This window comes from Propionispira raffinosivorans DSM 20765 (assembly GCF_000381065.1).
Taxonomy (GTDB): Bacteria; Bacillota; Negativicutes; order Selenomonadales; family Selenomonadaceae; genus Propionispira; species Propionispira raffinosivorans.
The window spans coordinates 19,631-40,937 of the sequence record NZ_KB905855.1 but is presented as its reverse complement, the minus strand read 5'-3'; the positions used below and the strand labels follow the sequence as shown (position 1 = coordinate 40,937).

The 21,307-nt window shown below is 37.6% G+C and carries 20 protein-coding genes and 1 other annotated feature; of the genes, 6 read left to right on the top strand and 14 right to left on the bottom strand.

Translation table 11 applies throughout. From position 1 onward, the window contains the following. Positions 1-67: 67 nt before the first annotated feature. Complete coding sequence (locus F606_RS0113040) at positions 68-1,678, top strand: SGNH/GDSL hydrolase family protein (RefSeq protein WP_019554335.1); 1,611 nt, start codon at positions 68-70, stop codon at positions 1,676-1,678. 54 nt (positions 1,679-1,732) lie between these two features. Here the strand turns inward: F606_RS0113040 and F606_RS0113035 are convergent, their stop codons facing one another. The 8 genes from F606_RS0113035 to F606_RS0113000 form a co-directional block, all read right to left on the bottom strand. Then, positions 1,733-2,461 (bottom strand): Bax inhibitor-1/YccA family protein, encoded by a 729-nt coding sequence (locus F606_RS0113035; RefSeq protein ID WP_019554334.1) that lies wholly within the window; start codon positions 2,459-2,461, stop codon positions 1,733-1,735. Positions 2,462-2,635: 174 nt separating this feature from the next. After that, complete coding sequence (locus F606_RS0113030; protein WP_019554333.1) at positions 2,636-3,106, bottom strand: UPF0158 family protein; 471 nt, start codon at positions 3,104-3,106, stop codon at positions 2,636-2,638. A 179-nt stretch (positions 3,107-3,285) separates the two neighbouring features. Then, positions 3,286-4,173 carry a prephenate dehydrogenase gene (locus tag F606_RS0113025; RefSeq protein WP_019554332.1) on the bottom strand — a complete coding sequence of 296 codons (888 nt, stop codon included), beginning with the start codon at positions 4,171-4,173 and terminating at the stop codon, positions 3,286-3,288. A gap of 1 nt (position 4,174) precedes the next feature. After that, on the bottom strand, positions 4,175-5,185 hold the full coding sequence (aroF, locus tag F606_RS0113020; RefSeq protein WP_019554331.1) for a 3-deoxy-7-phosphoheptulonate synthase: 1,011 nt from the start codon (positions 5,183-5,185) through the stop codon (positions 4,175-4,177). A 62-nt stretch (positions 5,186-5,247) separates the two neighbouring features. Then, positions 5,248-5,488, bottom strand: a binding site (T-box leader). 125 nt (positions 5,489-5,613) lie between these two features. After that, positions 5,614-6,066, bottom strand: coding sequence for an N-acetyltransferase (locus F606_RS0113015; protein ID WP_019554330.1), 453 nt, complete (start codon positions 6,064-6,066; stop codon positions 5,614-5,616). Between the two features lie 45 nt (positions 6,067-6,111). Continuing rightward, positions 6,112-6,747 (bottom strand): endonuclease III, encoded by a 636-nt coding sequence (nth, locus tag F606_RS0113010; RefSeq protein ID WP_019554329.1) that lies wholly within the window; start codon positions 6,745-6,747, stop codon positions 6,112-6,114. A 68-nt stretch (positions 6,748-6,815) separates the two neighbouring features. Beyond that, positions 6,816-8,177: a PFL family protein gene (locus tag F606_RS0113005; RefSeq protein ID WP_019554328.1), complete on the bottom strand. Its 1,362-nt coding sequence runs from the start codon at positions 8,175-8,177 to the stop codon at positions 6,816-6,818. A 30-nt stretch (positions 8,178-8,207) separates the two neighbouring features. Then, the gene (locus F606_RS0113000) at positions 8,208-8,477 is read right to left on the bottom strand and encodes an ACT domain-containing protein (RefSeq protein WP_019554327.1); all 270 of its coding nucleotides are present in this window, start codon (positions 8,475-8,477) and stop codon (positions 8,208-8,210) included. A gap of 286 nt (positions 8,478-8,763) precedes the next feature. On the opposite strand from F606_RS0113000, the gene dat reads away from it, so the two are divergent. From dat to F606_RS0112985, 3 genes are all read left to right on the top strand, one after another. Beyond that, positions 8,764-9,621 carry a D-amino-acid transaminase gene (gene dat, locus F606_RS0112995; protein WP_019554326.1) on the top strand — a complete coding sequence of 286 codons (858 nt, stop codon included), beginning with the start codon at positions 8,764-8,766 and terminating at the stop codon, positions 9,619-9,621. 34 nt (positions 9,622-9,655) lie between these two features. Further along, positions 9,656-9,910, top strand: a complete 255-nt coding sequence (locus F606_RS0112990) for a DUF896 domain-containing protein (protein ID WP_019554325.1) — start codon at positions 9,656-9,658, stop codon at positions 9,908-9,910. A gap of 515 nt (positions 9,911-10,425) precedes the next feature. Beyond that, positions 10,426-11,772 (top strand): pyruvate carboxylase subunit B, encoded by a 1,347-nt coding sequence (locus F606_RS0112985; protein ID WP_019554324.1) that lies wholly within the window; start codon positions 10,426-10,428, stop codon positions 11,770-11,772. A 126-nt stretch (positions 11,773-11,898) separates the two neighbouring features. Here F606_RS0112985 and F606_RS0112980 read toward each other — a convergent pair whose 3' ends face one another. The 5 genes from F606_RS0112980 to F606_RS0112960 form a co-directional block, all read right to left on the bottom strand. Further along, positions 11,899-13,560 (bottom strand): nucleoside kinase, encoded by a 1,662-nt coding sequence (locus tag F606_RS0112980; protein WP_019554323.1) that lies wholly within the window; start codon positions 13,558-13,560, stop codon positions 11,899-11,901. Between the two features lie 78 nt (positions 13,561-13,638). Then, positions 13,639-14,637, bottom strand: a complete 999-nt coding sequence (locus F606_RS0112975) for an inorganic phosphate transporter (RefSeq protein WP_019554322.1) — start codon at positions 14,635-14,637, stop codon at positions 13,639-13,641. Further along, positions 14,630-15,256 carry a DUF47 domain-containing protein gene (locus F606_RS0112970; RefSeq protein WP_019554321.1) on the bottom strand — a complete coding sequence of 209 codons (627 nt, stop codon included), beginning with the start codon at positions 15,254-15,256 and terminating at the stop codon, positions 14,630-14,632. Before F606_RS0112970 ends, F606_RS0112975 begins: the two co-directional genes overlap by 8 nt. A 278-nt stretch (positions 15,257-15,534) precedes the next feature. Beyond that, positions 15,535-16,785 carry an aminotransferase class I/II-fold pyridoxal phosphate-dependent enzyme gene (locus tag F606_RS0112965; protein WP_019554320.1) on the bottom strand — a complete coding sequence of 417 codons (1,251 nt, stop codon included), beginning with the start codon at positions 16,783-16,785 and terminating at the stop codon, positions 15,535-15,537. Positions 16,786-16,968: 183 nt separating this feature from the next. Continuing rightward, on the bottom strand, positions 16,969-18,198 hold the full coding sequence (locus F606_RS0112960) for an aspartate kinase (RefSeq protein WP_019554319.1): 1,230 nt from the start codon (positions 18,196-18,198) through the stop codon (positions 16,969-16,971). A 383-nt stretch (positions 18,199-18,581) separates the two neighbouring features. On the opposite strand from F606_RS0112960, the gene uraA reads away from it, so the two are divergent. Together uraA and fliD are read left to right on the top strand one after the other, a co-directional pair. Beyond that, entirely contained in the window at positions 18,582-19,832 is a 1,251-nt protein-coding gene (gene uraA, locus F606_RS0112955) for a uracil permease (RefSeq protein WP_019554318.1), read from the top strand. 170 nt (positions 19,833-20,002) lie between these two features. Next, positions 20,003-20,734, top strand: a complete 732-nt coding sequence (fliD, locus tag F606_RS0112950) for a flagellar filament capping protein FliD (RefSeq protein ID WP_019554317.1) — start codon at positions 20,003-20,005, stop codon at positions 20,732-20,734. Positions 20,735-20,806: 72 nt separating this feature from the next. Here the strand turns inward: fliD and F606_RS0112945 are convergent, their stop codons facing one another. Then, positions 20,807-21,298: a YajQ family cyclic di-GMP-binding protein gene (locus tag F606_RS0112945; RefSeq protein ID WP_019554316.1), complete on the bottom strand. Its 492-nt coding sequence runs from the start codon at positions 21,296-21,298 to the stop codon at positions 20,807-20,809. Between the last annotated feature and the right edge of the window lie 9 nt (positions 21,299-21,307).

Below are 21,307 nucleotides of genomic sequence, written 5' to 3'. Positions count from 1 at the left end.
ATAGAAAAACGTGTTATACTAATGTTTATCATTCTTACATTATAGTAACATATTTAGAGGAGTCCTTATGAATAAATTTATTGCTTTTTCGTGTACAATTTTATATATGACCTTGCTTTGCATCTTTTTTACCGAATCAACCGACGTACTTTCACTCAAAGAATTACAACCTGAAGTTTTAATAAATGAAGATGGTGAAAGCGGCACATTAGCTTGGCAGCGCCTTCCTTATCCTTGTTATTATGAGGTCGAAATATTAACAAAAAATCCAGATCCATCCATCGACCACGAACAATATCATCTATTAAAAAAAGAATATACCTTTAAAAACAGCTTTAAAACACCTTCGACTGGTGTACCAACCTACTATCGCATATCAGGTCATGGGATGTTCAAAACCGTAGGAAAACCCTCCAAAATAATTACTACACAATCTTTTGATGATGCCCCTTTTGTGCCAGCTTTGATTTCTCATTATGATATAACAAACCCGGCAAATACAATGCCATTTTTAATTTGGCATACGGTACCTGGTGGTGTTTATTATGAACTAGAACTATTATCTCACCCACCCGAAAACCCAAACGGTATCGTTTTATCCAGCCAGTACAGCCTGTTTAGCACACGATCGGTCTTCACTAACGGCTGGCAAGCCGACCTGAAAGAATTCGCGTACAAAAAACTTTTTTGGCGAGTCCGTGCTTTAGATTTTGTCGGGAATCCTGTCGGCGTTTTTTCGAATGCAGAGGAAATCCATATGGACATTCATGTACCGCTCGTTCAAAAACCTATCATTAATAACTTTGACCGTATGCCTGACTTCGCGCAACCACTTTATCCTGTCTATAATTGGATTCCACTCCATAATATATCAAAATATGAAGTCGAACTTTTAAATACACCGCCAGAGGAAGAAAATAACACCGAACCTTCTTCGCACCGAATCTGGAGTAAAATAGCGGAAGATGCTTCTGACTGTTATGATGAGTACCCTCGTATGGCTCCAGGACTTTATTATTGGCGCGTAAGAGCACTTGACTCAAACGGGAATACCATTGGTGTTTATTCAGACTCAGAACAGTTTACCGTAGCAAAATCTCCACTGCGTGTTGATTATGCTACCTTTGGTGACAGTATCACCCACGGCGGCGGAGCACTCTCTTATTCACCGGCAAATCTAGAATACAGTTATCAGTCTTATCTTGATTTCCCTGCGCTAAACCTCGGGCGCAGCGGTGACACATCAACCACGACTGCTGAACGTTTTGATACAGATGTGCTGCCGTATCGCCCCAGGAATTTAATCATCTTATGTGGGTCCAACAGCATTCGTGCCGGAACCCCTGCCAGCACCATAATTCACGATATCATAACGATCCGTATGAAATGTGAAGCCAACGATATTCGCCCTATTTTTCTGACACTAATGCCTATTAACCCAACGAATATAATGCAGGCATTTAATACAGAAACAGCGGATGACTGGCGTGAAGACATGGCCCAAGTCAATGCATTTATTCGCAAACAACCTTATTATATTGACCTCGAACCTTATTTTTATGATAATCAAGGCTTTATGGCAACACAATATGCTACAGATGGACTGCATCCCGATATCAAAGGGAAACAGCTCATGGCACAGATCGTCAATGCCCATAAAGATCTTTTCCGCCATTAAAAAAGGCATAAAAAAATGTCGACACCATATGGTGTCGACATTTTTTTATATTTGTCAGTCATCCTTTCCCAAAGACATGACCATTTGAATGATACGCAGGATTTCAAGATAGAGCCATACTAAGGTAAGCAGCAAACTAAACGCATTGAAATATTCCATGTATTTCGGCATGCCCTGCTTTACGGACTGCTCAATGTTATCAAAATCTAACAGAAAATTAAAGGCTGCCACAGCTGCAATAACAACAGCAATACCAATGCCAACCACACCGCTGCGCGGTAAGAAGGATGTCCAAAACATCGAAGCAATCATATTGATGATATAAAGTGCTGCCACTCCCATTGTTAAACTGATAATAATTGATCTGACTTTTTCAGTCACAACAATAATTTTCTGCTGCCATAAAAATAACATTACGCCCATAACAGCAAACGTAGTTGCAACAGCAATCGCAACAATACCAGCATACATATGTTCAAAAGCAAGTGATATCACCCCGAGTGTTACACCTTCAAAAACAGCATACCCCGGAGTTGTATACTCTGCAATATTCGGCTTAAAACAAGTCACGACAGCAAGAATTGCTGCTACGATCATTGCCATAATCATAACTGGATACAACGATGAAACCACACTTGGCAAAAACATTCCAGTCGCTATTGCAGAAACAATTGTCACTCCAAATAGACCAATTGTTTTCTTGATTGTCCCGTTTAATGTTGCTGTTTCTTCATAAGAAACACTACTTTCTCTTTCCATCACACGAAATGCTGGATTTGACAAACTAAAACCACCTTTTGTTTTATAACTTAAGTTACTTTATCGTATGTAATAAAGTAATCTTCTTATATTTTAACAAAATTTTAAAATAATTACAATCTCCGCCCCAACAATCAAAAAAAAACCTTCTAAAACGAATATATTTAAGTTGAATTAAGTATTTTATATGGCATATATTTATTCTTCCGTTTTTATTTTATATTGATATGGAATCTGGTTTTCTTCGCACCAAATTTCCGCAATCTGCCGCAAAGCATGATTACGATAGTTTTGCCATTCTTCGCTTAACCCAAAATCCCGCACGGTATTTTTAAATCGCTGTAAAGCACCATTTCCCGACAGTGCCCCCAAAAGATCCATTCGACTATCTTGATCATCTAGCTGCTCAGTAAAGCTTTTCATAATCGTATGTTCATCCATATCATACGGTGATGGCAGTGGCACATATTCTTCCCAATTGTCCTCAATTGCAAATACATTTTCCAGAGCAGCTTCGTCTATATGTGTATCATCCGCAAAAATATCCTCTGCCCCATTATAATCATCTTGAAACTCAACGAAGGAACCAGTCTTTATATTCAAATAGATTTTCCACATATCTATTTTTTCTAACTTACCTACAATATCTTCTACATATACTTTGACCACGAACATAACCCCTTTCGACTCTTTTCAAAATCAATTATAATGCATTCTTCCTTGAGATACAATGAATTACCACGTATTATAATAGGCATCTCTTTACTTTTTTTAACCGAATTTTTTTAATTTGTATTCATGCAATAAAAAAAGATGATTTCCGCTTTATGAAATCATCTTTTTTTATATCATATTTCAAATAAATCCTGTGTTTGATCCAAAATTGTATCACGGCGGTTTTTAGCAGCAGCAAAATAATCATAAACTTTCTGCCGATCACGTGTATCAATATCAACAATCACTTCGTCAATAATTCTCTTCAATTCCTGTAAGTTTGCAATAATCGGTTCGGGGTTAGACATACAAATATCGGCCCACATATCAGAATTCGATGAAGCAATCCTCGTCGTATCTTTAAAACCGCCTCCGGCGAGCTTGATACACGATTCCATGTCTCCCTGACTGCGGTTTAGTAAAGTAACTAAAGCAGCAGCCGTTACATGAGGTACATGGCTGATCACCGATGCGCAGCGATCGTGCATAGCTATATCAACGGTCGTGATATTCGCTCCCGTAAGCGCTAATAAATCACAAATCTTCGTAATAGCCGCTTGTGGTGCTCCTGTATCTTTTACAATCACATAACATTTTTTAAGGAAAAGCTGTGAATCTGCAGCTTCTACACCACTACGCTCTTTTCCCGTCATCGGATGACCTGCCACATAATAAATCTCATTTGGAAGAATATTTTTCAAATGATTCCAGATATATTGTTTTGTACTTCCCGCATCTGTAATAATCGTTCCTGGTTTTAAAAAAGGTAAAATTTTTTCGATCATAGGTACAATTTGCAATACAGGTGTACTCATAAATACAATATCTGCATCTTTTACCACTGCTTCAATATTATCGGACACCATATCAACCGCCCCGCATTGAAGGGCGAGTTTCATCGAATGTTCAGTCCGTGATAAACCTCTAATATAAATCTGATCCTGCAACTTCTCTTTTAATGCCAAACCCAAAGATCCACCAATTAAACCTACACCGATAATTGCGAGATTCAATTTATTCATTTCATTTTTTCCCCATCATCGCAGCAATTTGAGAAACTTCCTTCATTACGACATCAAAATTCTCTGGTGTCAACGACTGATCACCATCACTCAGAGCAACTTCTGGATGTGGGTGTACTTCAATCATAAGACCATCTGCCCCTGCTGCAATGGCCGCTCTCGCCATCGGGCGAACCATCTGCCAGCGACCAGTACCATGGCTTGGATCTACAATGATCGGCAAGTGAGACAATTCTTTTACAGCAGCAACTGCACTTAAATCAAGCGTATTGCGTGTAAAAGTTTCATAAGTCCGAATACCGCGTTCACACAAAATAACATTGTAATTGCCTTCACTGAGAATATATTCTGCCGCATTAAGCCATTCACTGATGGTTGCTGACATTCCACGTTTTAAAAGCACAGGTTTTTTGGATTTTCCCACTACTTTCAAAAGTTCAAAGTTTTGCATATTACGAGCTCCAACCTGTAATACATCAGCATAAGCACAATGCATATCAATCGCATTGACATCGACAATTTCAGTAACAATCTTCAGCCCTGTTTTTTCGCCAACAGTTTTAAGCATTTGCAGTCCCTTTTCAGCAAAACCTTGGAAATCATATGGTGATGTCCGCGGTTTAAAGGCACCCCCCCGCAAGAATTGTGCGCCTGCCGCCTTAACAGCTTGTGCGGATTCTTGAAGCTGTTCCATACTTTCTACTGCACAAGGTCCGGCCATAATCCCTAAATGATCACCGCCAACAAGTACGCCATCAATATTTACAATCGTATCTTCGTGTTTAAATTCGCGACTTACCAATTTATATTTTTCTGTGATTGCCACCGTTTTTTCTACCCCGTCAAACGCTTTCATCTGTAATCCTGAAATAATTTTTTTATCACCAATAACGCCAATAATCATTCTCGATGCTCCTTGTGAAAGATGACACTTTAGACCTACACTGACAATTTTATCCTGTACCTTCTTAATATTCACTTCAGTAGCCTCTGGACTCATCACAATAATCATAAAATCAACCTCCTGCAAATATAATACTCTTAAAAATAAAGACAAAAAAAGCCCGCCCCCGCAACAGGGACGAGCATATAACCCGTGGTACCACCCTGCTTGCTATAAAAAAAGCAAGCCACTCAGTTCGAGTACTAACATACTCTAGCCTATGATAACGGTGGCATTCCGGCTCAGCCTACTAGAAAATCGTTCAGCTTGCTGCTTCCAAGTGTATTTCTAACAGTCTGTTTACTAGGTTACACCGCCCCCCAGCTCTCTGAAAAACATCACTGTTATACTTGTCTTGATCGTCACATTTATTCTTAATGTACTGTTACTATAACAATTTAAAATATATTTGTCAACAGTAAAACAAAATAATGAGACACATCGTAATATAAACCAAATCTAGTCCACTACACAAAAACAAAAGTTTTACCGAATCCCTATAACACCCGCATCATTGCAATCTCGTCACAATTTGGAAATTTGGGACAATCTATACATTCTTTCCAAACCTTATGTGGTAATTCTTCTTTTGTGATTTCCTTAAAATCAATCTTGGCAAAAAAACCAGGTTTATAAGTAAGCGTAAATAATGTCTTAACACCCAGTATTTTCGCCTCTTCCATCAACATTTCCACAATTTTTTTACCGATTCCCTGCCGGGTAACTTTATCCATAACGGCCATTGTCCGAATCTCAGCCAATTCATTCCAAATAATATGAAGTCCTCCAACTCCAACAATTTCACTATTTTCTTCTGCCACAATCATATCCCGCAGCGTTTCATATAACGTATTCCTGGACCGTGCCAACATAACGCCATCATTTGCATATGTATTCACTAAATCATATATAGACTCTACATCGTTGAATGTAGGTTTGCGATAAAGCATTATAACCAACCCCTTCAAGTATAATTATACTCTTTATTCATGTATTTATGCAATAGTGCTGCTTGGACAAATTTCATGCAAAGGGCATTGTCCACACAAAGGAGCTCTTGATTTGCACAGTTTACGCCCATGCCAAATCAGCCAATGATGGGCTGCTGACCATTTTTCTTTGGGAATAATCTTCATTAGGGCTTGTTCTACCGCAAAAGGAGTCTCACCAACCCCTAGTTTCAAGCGGTTTGCTACCCGAAAAACATGTGTATCAACTGCAATTGCCGGACGCTGAAATGCAATACTGGTCACAACATTTGCTGTCTTTCGCCCCACACCAGGCAATTTTAAAAGTTCATCAAAAGATTCGGGAACTACTCCGCCGTAACCCTCACAAAGTTTTTGACAAGTTCCCAGGATATTTTTTGCTTTATTATGATAAAGCCCACAATCGCGAATTTCATCTTCCAGCGTACTAAGACCCATTTCCAAAATAGAAGCAGGTGTATTTGCTTTAGCAAAAAGCCGTTTAGTCGTAATGTTCACTCTCACATCCGTACACTGGGCTGATAAAATAACTGCAATCAACAGTTCGAAAGGATTGCTAAAAACAAGTGCCGGTTTTACATCAATATAAGTGGTTTCTAAAATTTGAATCATCTGTTCTTTAATTTTTTTTGTTATACGCATAAATGCACCTCATCAAAAAAGGAGCTGTTCTTTGTGAGACAGCTCCTACAAAATTTACTATAAAATAATTAGTTCGTTAAGCTGCGTATAGGTGCTGGAATGCGTCCACCACGAGCAATAAACGCTTCTGAACTAAACTGGCTTTTAACCGGAATAATTGGACTATGACCCAAAAGGCCGCCGAACTCTACACTATCGCCGACTTTTTTGCCAGGAACCGGAATCACCCGAACAGCAGTTGTTTTATTATTAATCATGCCAATGGCTGCTTCATCAGCAATAATTCCTGAAATAGTTGCCGCCGATGTATCACCTGCAATAGCAATCATATCAAGACCGACTGAGCATACGCATGTCATGGCTTCCAATTTTTCAAGCGACAGACTACCGCAAGTAATCGCGTCAATCATACCAGCATCTTCACTGACTGGAATGAAGGCACCGCTAAGACCGCCAACATGAGAAGAAGCCATGAGTCCGCCTTTTTTGACAGCATCATTCAAAAGAGCCAGGGCTGCCGTCGTACCAGGTGCACCACAACTTTCGATTCCCATTTCCTCTAGAATATGAGCAACGCTATCACCAACTGCCGGAGTAGGTGCTAGTGATAAATCGATAATACCAAATGGTACCCCTAAACGTTTCGAAGCTTCACGCGCCACTAATTGTCCAACTCGTGTAATTTTAAAGGCTGTCTTCTTGATTGTTTCGGCGACTTCACTGAAATCTCCACCTTTAATATCTTCCAACGCCCGTTTTACTACGCCCGGACCACTAACACCAACGCTAATGACTTTTTCAGCTTCACTGACACCATGGAAAGCACCCGCCATAAATGGATTGTCCCCTGGTGCATTCGAAAAGATAACCAGTTTCGCACAACCAATAGCTGCCCGATCACGTGTGAGTTCAGCTGTGCGTTTAACAATTTCACCCATTTCGCGTACACAATCCATATTGATCCCAGCTTTTGTCGAGCCCAAATTGACCGAAGCACAAACAAGATCCGTTGTAGCCAATGCCTGTGGTATCGAATTGATTAAAATATGATCGCCTTTTGTATACCCTTTTTCAACGAGAGCTGAAAATCCGCCGATAAAATTAATACCGATTGCCTTAGCTGCACGATCCATTGCTTCGGCAACAGGAACATATGTATCTGTCTTACAAGCTTCTGCTACAATAGCAATTGGTGTGACAGACACACGTTTGTTAATGATTGGAATACCATATTCCGCTTCAATCTCTTCACCGGTTTTTACCAAAAATTCAGCGGATGTCGTAATTTTATCATAAATATTTTGGCAAAACTGCTGTATATTGGGATGTGCGCAATCACGAAGACTGATTCCCATTGTAATCGTGCGAACATCCAATTTATTTTCTGTGATCATTCGATTTGTTTCTAATATATCATGTATAGTTATCACTTAACTGCCTCCAAATAAATTCTTTTCAACTTAGATTTTATGCATAACATCAAAAATATCTTGATGCTGTGCTTTAATTTCAAGATTGATTTCATTACCTTTTTCATTTAGAATTTTTTGCAATTCCTGCAATTTTATTTTACTATCTGTCATCTCAACAACCATAACCATATTAAAAAATCCATCCATAATATTTTGGTTGATATTTAAAATGTTCACATTATTTTCAGCTAAGATATTGCTTACCATAGCAATAATCCCAACACGATCTCTTCCCACAATCGTTACTACAAGTTTCATTTACAAACTCTCCTTATTTCTATTTATTTTTATCTATTTTGTAAAACAAGACCCAATACAGGTACACAAAATAGCATATTATCAATTATATACGGACTCGTGTAAAAAGCCAAGATTTTTCCATAAAATATGCACGTATGCTATATAAAAGATATGATTTCAATCTAAAAAACCAGTATTTTTTTAATTTCAGTTATTTTTCTGTATTGTATCTACAAATAAACTGTTTTATAGTCTATAATTAAACTTATACGTTTATCATAAATTTAAAGGAGCTATTAATTTGATGAAAGAACTAGGTTTTTTTGATGGAGAATTTATTGATCTCAATGAAAAGAAAATATCACTAGAAGATCGTGGCTATCAATTTGGTGATGGAATATACGAAGCCACTAAAGTATATAATGGAAAATGTTTCGCGCTTGATCGCCATCTTGATCGCTGCATACGTTCACTGCGTGAACTTAAAATTCCGGTTACCTACACAAATGCAGAACTTACCGCTATCCACGAAGATATTATTAAAAAAAGCGGCATTACAGACGGCTGTATTTACTTCCAAATAACCAGAACAACTGCACCGCGCACTCATTACTTTCCCGATAAGATTGTACCCCATCTCAGCATGAGCATTCGTGAAGGATCTGTTCATACGGACTGGCAAAAATCCGGCGTGCATGCCATTTTCACCGAAGATATCCGTTGGCTTCGCTGTGATATTAAAACAATCAACTTACTTGGCAACGTTTTAGCAAAACAAGAAGCCCATGAAAAAAATTGTCAGGAAGCGGTGCAGGTACGCAAGGGCAGCAATCTGGTCACGGAAGGCTCTAGTAGTAATTTCTTCGTGGTCAAAGATGATATTGTTTGGACACACCCCCTCAGTAATTTAATTTTAAAAGGAGTTACACGTTCTATTTTATTTGAAGAATGTGCAAAAAAGCTTGGAATTACCATGATTGAAAAAGCTTTTTCACCTGACTTTGCTCTAACTGCCCATGAAGCATTCATAACCAGTACCAGCCTGGAAGTGACCCCTGTTATTGCAATTGATAATAAACATATCGGTAATGGTCTGCCTGGAAAAATCACTTTAAAACTATTAAATGCCTACCATGAACTCGTAAAAAAAGAATGCTATTAATTTTATAAACAAAGCACTATAAGGAGAATATATTTTGATTACGGCTCAATTAATTCAAAGAATCAACATCCTGGCAAAAAAGAAAAAAGACAGCGGTTTGAGTCCTGAAGAAACGATGGAACAATCACAATTACGCCGCATTTATTTAGATACAATTCGCGGTCGGTTAAAGCAAAGTCTTGAACAGATTGAAATCGTCGATGATCCCAAACATGCCTTTACCATTATCAAAGAGAAAGACGATCCCAAAATCCTGACCAATGACACAAAAACACAATATCAACATTAACAATCCAGCTATATATCTGGCATTAAACATTTCATATGGCAATCGTCAGGAATGAGATATAGGGTTGAGTGGCGTTACGTAGGAAGCAAACGATGCCCTATATCCCATTCCTGGCAGACTAATAGACTGGATGTACTTTCTTTAATAGGTTTATATAGAATAAAAAATCTACTGCACTTATAATGAAAGAACCAGACATGAAATAATGATCTTTTCAGCATGCTTGGTTCTTTTTTATGTTTAAGTGAAGATTCTAACTATTTATCTTAATTATATTATAAACTTCAACTATAATCGCTTAAAAAATTATGTTAAAAAAATCACGTTTTATCATTGACAAGGTTTATTTTAGTACCTATACTGTACTTGTGATGTAAATTTGAATATACTTTGAACTTTACTGTGTTCAGCAATAACTGCCACATGATGTAAGCTAAATTCCATATTCAAACTTACTTTTTAAGGCTATATTGTAATACTTATGTTACTATAATCTAAGAGGAGTGTATTTTATTATGGCTAAAAGACCTGTAAAAATTACTGAAACTGTCTTACGTGACGGTCAACAATCTTTAACTGCAACTCGCATGCGGATTGAAGATATGATTCCACAGTTAGAAGCTCTTGACAAAGCCGGCTACAATGCAATTGAAGCATGGGGCGGTGCTACATTTGATACCTGTCTTCGTTTTTTAGGTGAAGATCCATGGGAACGTTTAGATACGTTAAAAAAACATTTAAATACGCCAATTCAAATGTTATTAAGAGGTCAAAACTTACTTGGTTACAATCCATATGCTGACGATGTTGTTAAAGCTTTCGTAAAAAAAGCTGTTGAACATGGTGTTAAAGTGCTTCGTATTTTTGATGCTTTAAATGATACACGTAACTTGAAAGTTGCTATTGAAGCTGGGATTGAAGCCGGTGCACATGTACAGGGTACTCTTGTATATACAATCAGCCAATATCACAGCAATGATTTATTCGTTGAACTTGCCAAAGAATTAGAAGCTATGCATGTTCATTCTATCTGTATCAAAGATATGTCTGGTTTATTGAAACCATTCGTAGCCGAAGATCTTGTAAAAAAACTAAAAGCTGCTGTAAAAGTTCCTATTGAATTACATACGCATTATACAAGTGGTTTTGGCAGTATGACATATTTAAAAGCCATTGAAGCTGGCGTAGATATCATTGACTGTGCATTATCACCTTTTGCTCTCGGGACTTCACAGCCATGTACAGAAACAATGATTGCTACATTAGAAGGAACGGAATACGATACAGGCATCGATCGTAAAGCACTCAGTGAAATTGCAAAACATTTTTCCGTTGTAAAACAAAAAGTTCTGAATGAATTTAAGCTCAAAAATCATTTCGACGTAGATCCTAATGTACTTGACTTCCAGATTCCTGGTGGTATGCTTTCAAATCTTGCAAATCAGTTAAAAGAACAAGGTATGGAAGATAAATATCAGGAACTGCTTGATGAAATGCCACGTGTTCGTGCTGATCTTGGTTATCCGCCACTCGTTACACCATCGAGTCAAATCGTTGGTACTATGGCAACATTTAACGTCATGATGGGTAAACGTTATGCAATGGTTCCTCGTGAATTCAAGGATCTTGCTCGTGGTAAATATGGTCGTACACCAGCACCTATTTCAGATATGCTTCGTGAAGAAGTATTAAAAGGCGAAACGATTATCACGGGTCGTCCTGCTGATGATATTGCACCACAAATGGAACTTCTCAAAAAAGAATTAGCTGAAAAAGGATATCCAAATGCTTCGCAGGAAGATGTCCTCTCTTATGCTCTATTCCCTGAAGTTGCTTTAGAATTCTTTAAAGCACATCGTTAAGCTTCCCTGAAATACAAAAGAGATTGTGCCTTCGAGCACAATCTCTTTTGTTGTTTCGTATAAAAAAAGACAGAATCAACTGCAAAATCTGCATTGTTGATTCTGTCTTTTCTATCTACATAAAATTCAGCCAACTGAAAAACATGATTTTCCAATAAACTCACGCAAAATGGAATTATTTGGAATATCTTCTTCGGCATAAATATCATTAAAGTATTCGAGAAAATCCAGCAAACGGATAGCTTCACTATATTCTGGCACATCATGGCTTACTTTTTCCAATAATGGTGTCGCATATTTTTTAAGTATACTCAGCTCATAGATTAATGCCGAATTAAACATGACATCAGCTTCCTCCTGATACGGGAAGATGTTTTTCTCCTCACCGGCACGTACATCAGGCCACTGTTTTATAGTTTTTAAGGCATAAGCTCCCCGTGACTGATGATCCCTCACCATTCGTCTGATAAGTCTTGCATCGGTGGTCGGAATACGATTATGTCCATCAATTGCCATCTGTGTGAGAGCACTTATGTAAATCTTGAACTTCGCGGCACGCTCAATTGATTTTGTTAACTCTTCATTTAACCCATGGATACCTTCAAGAATAATTGGCTGTGTTTCCCCTACCTGTAAAAGATGGTTATGCCATTCCCGTTTACCCGTAACAAAATTATAATGGGGTATTTCAACCGTATCACCTGCTAAAAGTTTTAATAAATGCTGATTGAAAAGCTCCACATCTAAAGCTCCCAAGGCCTCAAAATCATATTCGCCTTTTTCGTTACGTGGCGTAAAATTCCGATCAAGAAAATAATCATCCAAGGATATAGAAATAGGCTCAATTCCATTCACACGCAATTGTATGCGCAATCGCTGCGCAAAGGTCGTTTTACCCGATGATGAGGGTCCTGCAATTAAAATCAGACGAATTTTTTGTATATTTCCTGTAATAAAATCCGCTATTTGCCCAATTTTCTTTTCGTGCAGTGCTTCCGAAATGCGAATAATATCACCCATCATTTTATTTTTGTTATATCGATTTAAATCGGAAACGTAATCGCAATGTAAAATTTTAGCCCAATTTTGTGCTTCCGAAAAAACAGCGGCCAGTTTCGACTGTTCAAGCAGCTCTGATACCTGCGTTGGATCATCCCGCTCTGGTGTTCGAACAATCAATCCCGGCTTATAGTAATCTATCGCAAACAAATCTAACGATGCAGTAGACGGCAGCATCGGTCCATACAAATAATCATAAAATTCTCCACAGCAATAAATACTTACAGTTTCTTGTTGCAGCGAGGCAATTAAATTCGCTTTCTCAATCTGTCCTGTTTGTTTAAATAAACGAACAGCGTCTGCTTTGGAAAGTGTTTTTTTATTGATTTCTCGTTTTTCAGCAACGATCTTTCGCATACGTTGTTCAATTGTTTCAATATCACGCTCGTTTAAAAATTTATTCCCATGCACTTCGCAATATAAACCTTTATTAATTGAATGTTCTACAATCAGATCAGCATCTTCAAATAATTCATGAATTGCTATAATCAACAAAAACATAACCGAACGCCGATATACCTTTATCCCATCTTCCGATGTCATATCGACAAAAACAAGCGATTGATATTGTCCAATTGGTGATTGTAACGCTTTTAAGATATTATCAATTTTCGCAGCCACAATGGGGGCCTGATGAAACTGTTGAAAATATCTACTAATTTCTTCCAATTTCATGGTTTCCGAATATATTTTATCAGTTCTCTTTATTTCATCAATAATTTCTTGCATGATTGCTCTCCTCTCTAAAAAAAAGTCTAAAAAAGCTACTTTTTATTGTACACTTTTTTAGACTTATGAAAAACTATTTTATTCAAATATAAGGCGGGCAATTTGATAGGCGACTGCACTCATCAAAGCTGTACAAGGAATTGTCAATATCCAGGCAGTCAGCATTTGCCTTGCCACACCCCAGCGAACTGCTCGAATGCGCTTTGCCGTACCAACACCCATAATTGATCCAGATACTACGTGAGTTGTACTTACAGGCAAATGTAATAATGTTGCACCAAAAATAACAATTGCCGAATTCAAATCAGCTGCAAAACCAGTAATTGGTTCTAATTTAAAAATCTTACCACCAATGGTTTTGATGATTTTCCAACCGCCCACAGCTGTACCACAAGCCATCGAGGTAGCCGCTAAAATCTTTATGTAGAAAGGCACTTCGAATTCTTGAATATAGCCCCCGCTTAAAAGTGCCAAAGTAATAATCCCCATTGCCTTCTGTGCATCATTTGATCCATGTGAAAATGACATCATCGCTGCCGACAAAATTTGCATTTTTTTAAATCTATTGTTAAGCATTGATGGAGAAAATCCACCAAAAATCATATATAATAACGACATGACGCCACAGCCTGTAATAATTGCAATAAGCGGTGATGCAACCAAGGAGATTACAATCTTACCAATACCGTAAAAATTAAGTCCATCCGCTCCAGTAGAAACAAGAACCGCTCCAATAATCCCCCCTACTAAGGCATGAGAAGAACTACTTGGTATAGCAAACCACCAAGTTACAAGATTCCAAACAATTGCCCCGCAAAGTGCAGCAATAATAATTTTCTCATCAACATGTGCTGCAGATTTAACGATATCCCCACCGATAGTCTTTGCAACACCAGTACTATATAAAGCACCCACAAAGTTCAAAACTGCTGCCATGATAATAGCTACACGCGGCGGAATGGCCCGTGTAGAAACAGACGTTGCTATAGCATTTGCTGTATCATGAAATCCGTTGATGAAATCAAAAACCAATGCTAAAATAATGACTGTAAAAATCAGGTATTGTAACTCATGCATATTTCATTACCACGCCTCGTATCATATCTGACACATCTTCACAATGATCTAATGTATTTTCCAGGTATTCTAAGATTTCTTTCCATTTTATAATTTCAATTGGATCTTTAATACATTCAAACAAATACGCCACTTCTTTACGATATAAACGATCGCCTTCACTTTCCAGCTTACCGATTTTGCGTGTACATTCAAGAATGCGATGCTGGTTTGATCTAATATTTTTCAATAAAGTAAATGCCTTAATCAATTCTTCTGTGCACTCAATTAAAAGTCTTGATAACGCAATTGCGCCCTCTTTAGATTGACCAGTTCTGTACATTACCATACGCTGCAACGTTCCTTGCAGAAAATCCACACCATCATCCAGTCCATTTGCCAAAGCAAAAATATCTTCCCGATCAATTGGTGTTATGAACGTCTGATTTAATTTATCAATGATTTTATCATTGATTTCGTCAGCTTCATGTTCAAGATTAATAATTTCGTCCATTTTCGCCTCAGCTTTACTATAATCCAACATTACTTCATTCATCAGTAATGCCCCTTTATAGAAGTACTCCGCACTATCAACAAATAAGTCAAAAAAATCCGTATCCTTGTGCTTGAAATTAAACATATATGCCTCCCGAACTCCAAAAAATTTTGTCTGACCACACTGTCTAACTATATCATCATTTATAAATTTTCACAATAAGTAAAATACATGCAAATTGACAAATAAAGTTTGTTAAAACTATGTAAATTTTCTGTAAAATAAGTATTAGGACGAAATTAAAAGAAAACGAAAATCTGCTTTATTGCACCTGAAAAAATACAGAAAATAAAATTATCTATTCCTCAACAAAAAGACCTAAGTATATGAATGAACATACTTAGGTCTTTATGATAATACGTTTATTTATTTTTAACAAAATCCATAGCTTTTAAAGTTTTTTCGGCTATTCCGGTCATTTTAGCCAAAGGAATTGCACAAACCGCAATTCTAACGCCCATTTTCAAAGGTACAGCAAAAATCAAATCATCATGCAGCTTATCACATACAGCCACTGGATCAGCAGCTGGAATCGACAAGAAGAACCCGGCCTTATATGGAAGTGCTTTGAGTCCGCACTGCGCTGACTCTTTCATAAATACATCAGCTCTCGCACGAATCATTTGATAATAAGCTTCCCGTTCTGCTTCAAACTGTTTTAAAAGTACTTGGTCCTGATTGATTGTTGTGAGCAATGTCATTGCACCACGATTGATATTAGACCAAGTTGCCCGACTTGTATACTGATTGATACTAGCAAATTCCGTAACAATTTCTTTACTGGAGGAAAGACCAATCATTGCCCCCGTACGCTGTCCATACATCGTATAACCCTTTGACATACTAAAAGCAAAAACACTCAACATATTGACTGGTAAATGGCTAAACTGCTTCATGAATTGCCGCGTTTCATTTTTTTCACCAGCATAATCTATATAAGCAATATCAACTAATAACGTAATTTTTTTATTAATATTTTTCGCTTGTTTTTTACAAACATCCAGAACATTCGTCCAATCCGCCTCAGACAAACTATAACCAGTTGGATTATGAGCTGGCGTATTAATAATGATCAATATCGAATCTTGTTTAGCTAGTATAGCATCAACTTTTGTTTCAAACGATGTAATATTAAAATTATGTTTTTCATCAAATAAAGTATATGTATCTAATTTACGTTTTGCTTCATTACAAAGCATATTATAAGGGCCCCAGTACCAATCAGAAGTCAAAACCGTATCGCCAATTTCAGAATAATTCCAGATGGTATGATGAATCGCACCTGTTCCGCCGGCTGTAGCCACTGCGGCAAAATAGCCTTCTGGTTTCGAGTCCGCAAACGTCAAATCAATCGCAGCATCTAAATACGCTGGCAGACCAGATATTGGTGCATAGGCGATGATATCTTTCATTGGCAGTGCCCTCAGCACTTTCTCTACTGTAGGTATACAAGCGAGTATCTCTTTATCATCCATAATTGCACCAATGGTTGCATTGGTTATTTTTTCACTGCCATACTGCTGGCTGGCTTTATTTGCTGCACCACTGGCGCCAAAAATTGCGTCTTTCGCAATTTTCCCTACTGAATGTGATGCTGCCATACTTGTAATCATGATTTATATTTCCCCCTTAAATGTGACGCAGCCTGATTATCAAGCCACAAACTATTTATATTCTTCATCGTTTATTATTTACCTTCAAAAATATTCCTGTATACAAAAATACATCGTATTTAGAATGATTCTTGAGAAAGAGAAATGCTAGCATACTCTATATGCTAGCATAAACTTCAAAAATTATTTTTGCGGGAAAAATTCAGCATGAATTGCATTCACTGCTTCTTTTAATTGTGCACCCTTAATCAGACAAGATATACTGATTTCCGATGTACTAATGACTTCAATGTTAACAGCTGCCTTAGAAAGTGCACCAAACATCCGTGCAGCAATTCCAGGGTTGCCAAGCATACCAGCACCCACAATCGACACTTTCGCTACATCTTCTTCAACCAAAACAGCAATTGCCTGTAATTGATCAGCAACACGATCGACAATCTTCTTCGCCTGTGACAAATCAGAACTAGCCACCGTAAAAACCATATCGGTTACATTTTTTTCAATGTTACGAATGCTTTGGACAATCATATCAACGTCTACGCTTGCTTCTGCAAGGGCCGAAAAAATTGAGTAAGCGATTCCAGGGTTATTAGGAACACCTAAAACTGCAATCTTCGCCACTTTTTCATCATGAGCCACGCCTCTAATTACAAAATCTTTTTCTTCCATTGTATATTCCTCCCTGATCATCGTTCCCGTTTTCGTTGTAAAAGTAGAACGAACATGAATTGGTATATTAAAATATTTTCCCATCTCAACGGAACGCGGCTGCATAACCCCCGCTCCCAAACGAGCCATCTCTAACATTTCATAATATGTGATTTCTTTCATTTTGCGTGCGTCTTTCACAATTCGCGGATCGGCCGAATATACACCATCAACATCTGTGAAAATCTCACAGCTATCTGCCTTGAGCGCTCCCGCCAAAGCCACTGCGGAAGTGTCAGAACCGCCTCGGCCTAATGTGACAGGATCGCCTAGTTCATCGCACCCCTGAAAACCGGCTACGACAACGATATTCCCCTTATCCAGTTCTTCATGTACCCGTGTTGGTTTGATGTCCACGAGTTTTCCTTTGGTATGTACCGAATTTGTTTTCATCCCAGCAAGCGGGCCAGTCAGCGAAACCGCTTTATGCCCTAGCGTTTTAAACGCCATGGTCAAAAGTGAAATAGATACTTGCTCACCTGTTGTCAAAAGCATATCCATTTCACGCGAATATTGATAAGGATCTTTGTTGATTCCTTTTGCCAAAGCAATCAAATCATCCGTTGTATCGCCCATCGCAGACACAACCATGACAACCTTATCCCCCGCTTTTTTCTCATCTATGATACGTTTGGCCACTGCCATTATTTTTTCTACGCTGCCCACTGAGCTTCCACCAAATTTTTTAACAATTAAAGCCATTGTTATCCCCCTAAACTTAATTAAACAGTGCATTTTCTTTATCACTCGTAAAAAATACAAATTCTTTTGCTACGAGGACATTTTATTACAAAAATATTTTAAATATGCTCAAGTAGATTATATTATAACTGATAAACAACACTTATGTACAGTTTAAATTTAATATTTTTTCATATAATATTGTATACAAATAAATGCGGCTGGACTTTTTCTTTAATTTATGATACATTAGATAAAAATTGGCCTTTAAATTAGCCCAGAGAGGTTAAAAAGGTATATATTGCACGATATTCATGTGATATACCGCCTTTCTAATCTCTTCGTAAATTTTACGTAAGAGATTTTTTTTTGCCAAAATAAAAATATCAAAGGAGATATTTCAAATGAAAACTCGTATGATTAAAGTCGACCAAAAATTACCTCTATTAGAAACCATTCCATTAAGTTTACAACATTTATTTGCTATGTTTGGATCAACCGTTCTTGTCCCAATCTTATTCAAGGTAAATCCGGCTACGATTCTTTTATTCAACGGTATCGGCACTTTATTTTATTTATTCATCTGTAAAGGGAAAGTACCTGCTTATCTTGGGTCTAGTTTTGCATTTATTTCACCCGTATTTTTAGTACTATCACAATATGGGTATGAATCAGCCTTAGGTGGTTTCATAGCCGTCGGCATTGTATTTTGCATCGTTGGTCTAAGTATCAAGGTCATTGGCACGAGCTGGATTGATATTGTCTTTCCTCCTGCTGCCATGGGTGCCATCGTTGCTGTCATCGGACTTGAACTCATGCCAACTGCCGCTGCAATGGCTGGTCTGACCACAGAAATTCCCGACACAACTGCTATTACTGTTTCGATTTTCACTCTTTTAGTTACCATCTTTGGCTCTGTAGCCTTTCGCGGTTTTTTGGCAATCATTCCAATCCTTATTGGTGTAATCAGCGGTTACGTCTTAGCTTTTTGTATGGGACTAGTGGACTGGAAACTTGTCAATGATGCCGCTTGGTTTGCATTACCTACATTTTATACACCAATCTTTAACATCAATGCCATGGCCATCATCTTACCTGCCTCATTGGTCGTAATTGCTGAACATATTGGTCATCTCATTGTAACCGGAAATATTATCGGCAAAGATCTCACAAGAGATCCCGGTCTAGACCGTTCTTTACTAGGAAATGGTATCTCAACGATTTTTTCTGGCTTATTTGGTTCCACACCAAATACAACGTATGGCGAAAACATCGGCGTCCTTGCTATCACCAAGGTTTACAGCACTTGGGTCATCGGTGGTGCAGCAGTTTTCGCAATTTTGTTGTCTTGCTTCGGCAAACTTGCCGCAGCGATTCAAAGTATCCCCGTACCAGTCATGGGTGGTGTCTCATTACTGCTGTTTGGTGTAATTGCAGCATCTGGTATCCGTATCCTTGTTGAATCAAAAGTTGACTACAATAAACCAAGCAATTTAATTTTAACATCCGTTGTTCTCGGCTTAGGTGTAAGTACGGCCAGTGTAACCATCGGTACTGTTACCTTAAAAGGAATGGCACTTGCTACGGTCGTAGCCATTATTTTAAGTCTTTCATTTAAAGCTGTAGAGTTGACTCTTAACAAAAACCAGCAGTAAATACATTGTTATAAAATAAAAAGCAGCACAATTTGCCAAACTTAAGTTCAGCAAATCATGCTGCTTTTTTCTCGTAAAATCAGTATTTTTTTCGTCAAAAACTTAAGTTTCACAGAGAAAATAACGATATAATAAGTAAGGATTTATTGTTTTACAAGGAGGTAAGTTTCATGAATGTAAATTCAGCAACTGCAATGGGTCAATTTGCATATTTAAATTATACAACTGCGGCAAAAAATAAGACATTCAGCTCCATGACCAGTTCAAATGATGGTACCAGCGATCTCTTGAATACATCAACTAGTTCAGCTTCGGCAAGTGACAAACTCTGGAGCAATGTTTTCGCTGATAGCTCATCCAGCCAATCACAAATCTTAGCAACAATGAAAAAATATACCGCAACATCCGAAAAGTTTTATTCTTCCTTTGCCTCAACCAGTACAAATCTTAAAAACTCTTCAACGAATTTGACATCGGTATTGGAAAATCCTGCGTCATCCGCCTCTGATATTACGGACAGTATCAAGACTTTTGCTAACGATTATAATAAGACAACCACTTTATTTAAAGATAATGCCCGTGCCTCCTCTACCATGTCCAGTTTTGCTGATTCTTTTGCCAGCAGCACTAAAAGCGCAAAAAGCTCATTAGCAGCTATTGGTATTTCAGTTGATACGAATGGTAAAATGACAGTCGATGAAACAGCCTTAACCACGGCAGCACAAAATAACCCTTCCGCAATTAAAGCTGTTTTCAGTGGTAACCAAGGTTTAGGAAATCAAGCTTATTTCAAAACGGCTCTCGCAGTAAGCAATGTTGAGAATTTTGTTCCATTTCCTGATATTACAAGCTTCACCAGTGCGCCAACATCACTCGGTCTATTAGCCGATATGTTTGCTTAAATTTATGATATATAGTAAAAAATAAAGGAGTTATCACTACTTTTGTGATAACTCCTCTAATTTTATGTATTCTTACCTAAAATTAATGAACTGTAGATCAATTTCAAGTTCTAACTGTCTAAGTTTGGCAATGACCTGTTGTAAATCATCACGATTTTTACCCGATACTCGAATCTGATCATCTTGAATTTGCGTTTGTACTTTTAATTTAGATTCTTTGATCAATGTAATGATTTTTTTCGAATTATCTTTATCAATTCCGCTTTTAAGCGTTACATTTTGACGAACCGTACCTTGCGCGGCTGCTTCCACTTTTCCATATTCAAAACTCTTCGGTGAAATATTACGTTTAACGGCCTTTCCCTTCAAAATATCAATTACATTTTCCAGTTTAAAATCATCATCACTCGTAATTTTGAGTACCGATTCTTCACGTATAATATTGGACTTAGTACCTCGAAAATCAAAACGTTGTTTGATTTCTTTCATTGCCTGATTTACTGCATTATCTACTTCTTGTAAATCTGTTTGTGATACAATATCAAAGGAACAATCTTTTGCCATGTATACTCA

Coding starts and splice junctions, on each gene's coding strand:
- F606_RS0112980 (WP_019554323.1), bottom strand. CDS start 13,560: ATGCAAGAAATTATTGATGAAATAAAGAGAACTGATAAAATATATTCG.
- F606_RS0112970 (WP_019554321.1), bottom strand. CDS start 15,256: ATGTTTAATTTCAAGCACAAGGATACGGATTTTTTTGACTTATTTGTT.
- F606_RS0112960 (WP_019554319.1), bottom strand. CDS start 18,198: ATGGCTTTAATTGTTAAAAAATTTGGTGGAAGCTCAGTGGGCAGCGTA.
- F606_RS0113000 (WP_019554327.1), bottom strand. CDS start 8,477: ATGAAACTTGTAGTAACGATTGTGGGAAGAGATCGTGTTGGGATTATT.
- fliD (WP_019554317.1), top strand. CDS start 20,003: ATGAATGTAAATTCAGCAACTGCAATGGGTCAATTTGCATATTTAAAT.
- F606_RS0112985 (WP_019554324.1), top strand. CDS start 10,426: ATGGCTAAAAGACCTGTAAAAATTACTGAAACTGTCTTACGTGACGGT.
- F606_RS0113015 (WP_019554330.1), bottom strand. CDS start 6,066: ATGCTTTATCGCAAACCTACATTCAACGATGTAGAGTCTATATATGAT.
- F606_RS0112965 (WP_019554320.1), bottom strand. CDS start 16,785: ATGATTACAAGTATGGCAGCATCACATTCAGTAGGGAAAATTGCGAAA.
- F606_RS0113025 (WP_019554332.1), bottom strand. CDS start 4,173: ATGAATAAATTGAATCTCGCAATTATCGGTGTAGGTTTAATTGGTGGA.
- dat (WP_019554326.1), top strand. CDS start 8,764: ATGAAAGAACTAGGTTTTTTTGATGGAGAATTTATTGATCTCAATGAA.
- uraA (WP_019554318.1), top strand. CDS start 18,582: ATGAAAACTCGTATGATTAAAGTCGACCAAAAATTACCTCTATTAGAA.
- nth (WP_019554329.1), bottom strand. CDS start 6,747: ATGCGTATAACAAAAAAAATTAAAGAACAGATGATTCAAATTTTAGAA.
- F606_RS0112975 (WP_019554322.1), bottom strand. CDS start 14,637: ATGCATGAGTTACAATACCTGATTTTTACAGTCATTATTTTAGCATTG.
- aroF (WP_019554331.1), bottom strand. CDS start 5,185: ATGATTATTGTGATGAGTCCAGAGGCTACTGAAGTGAATATTAAGAAG.
- F606_RS0113040 (WP_019554335.1), top strand. CDS start 68: ATGAATAAATTTATTGCTTTTTCGTGTACAATTTTATATATGACCTTG.
- F606_RS0112945 (WP_019554316.1), bottom strand. CDS start 21,298: ATGGCAAAAGATTGTTCCTTTGATATTGTATCACAAACAGATTTACAA.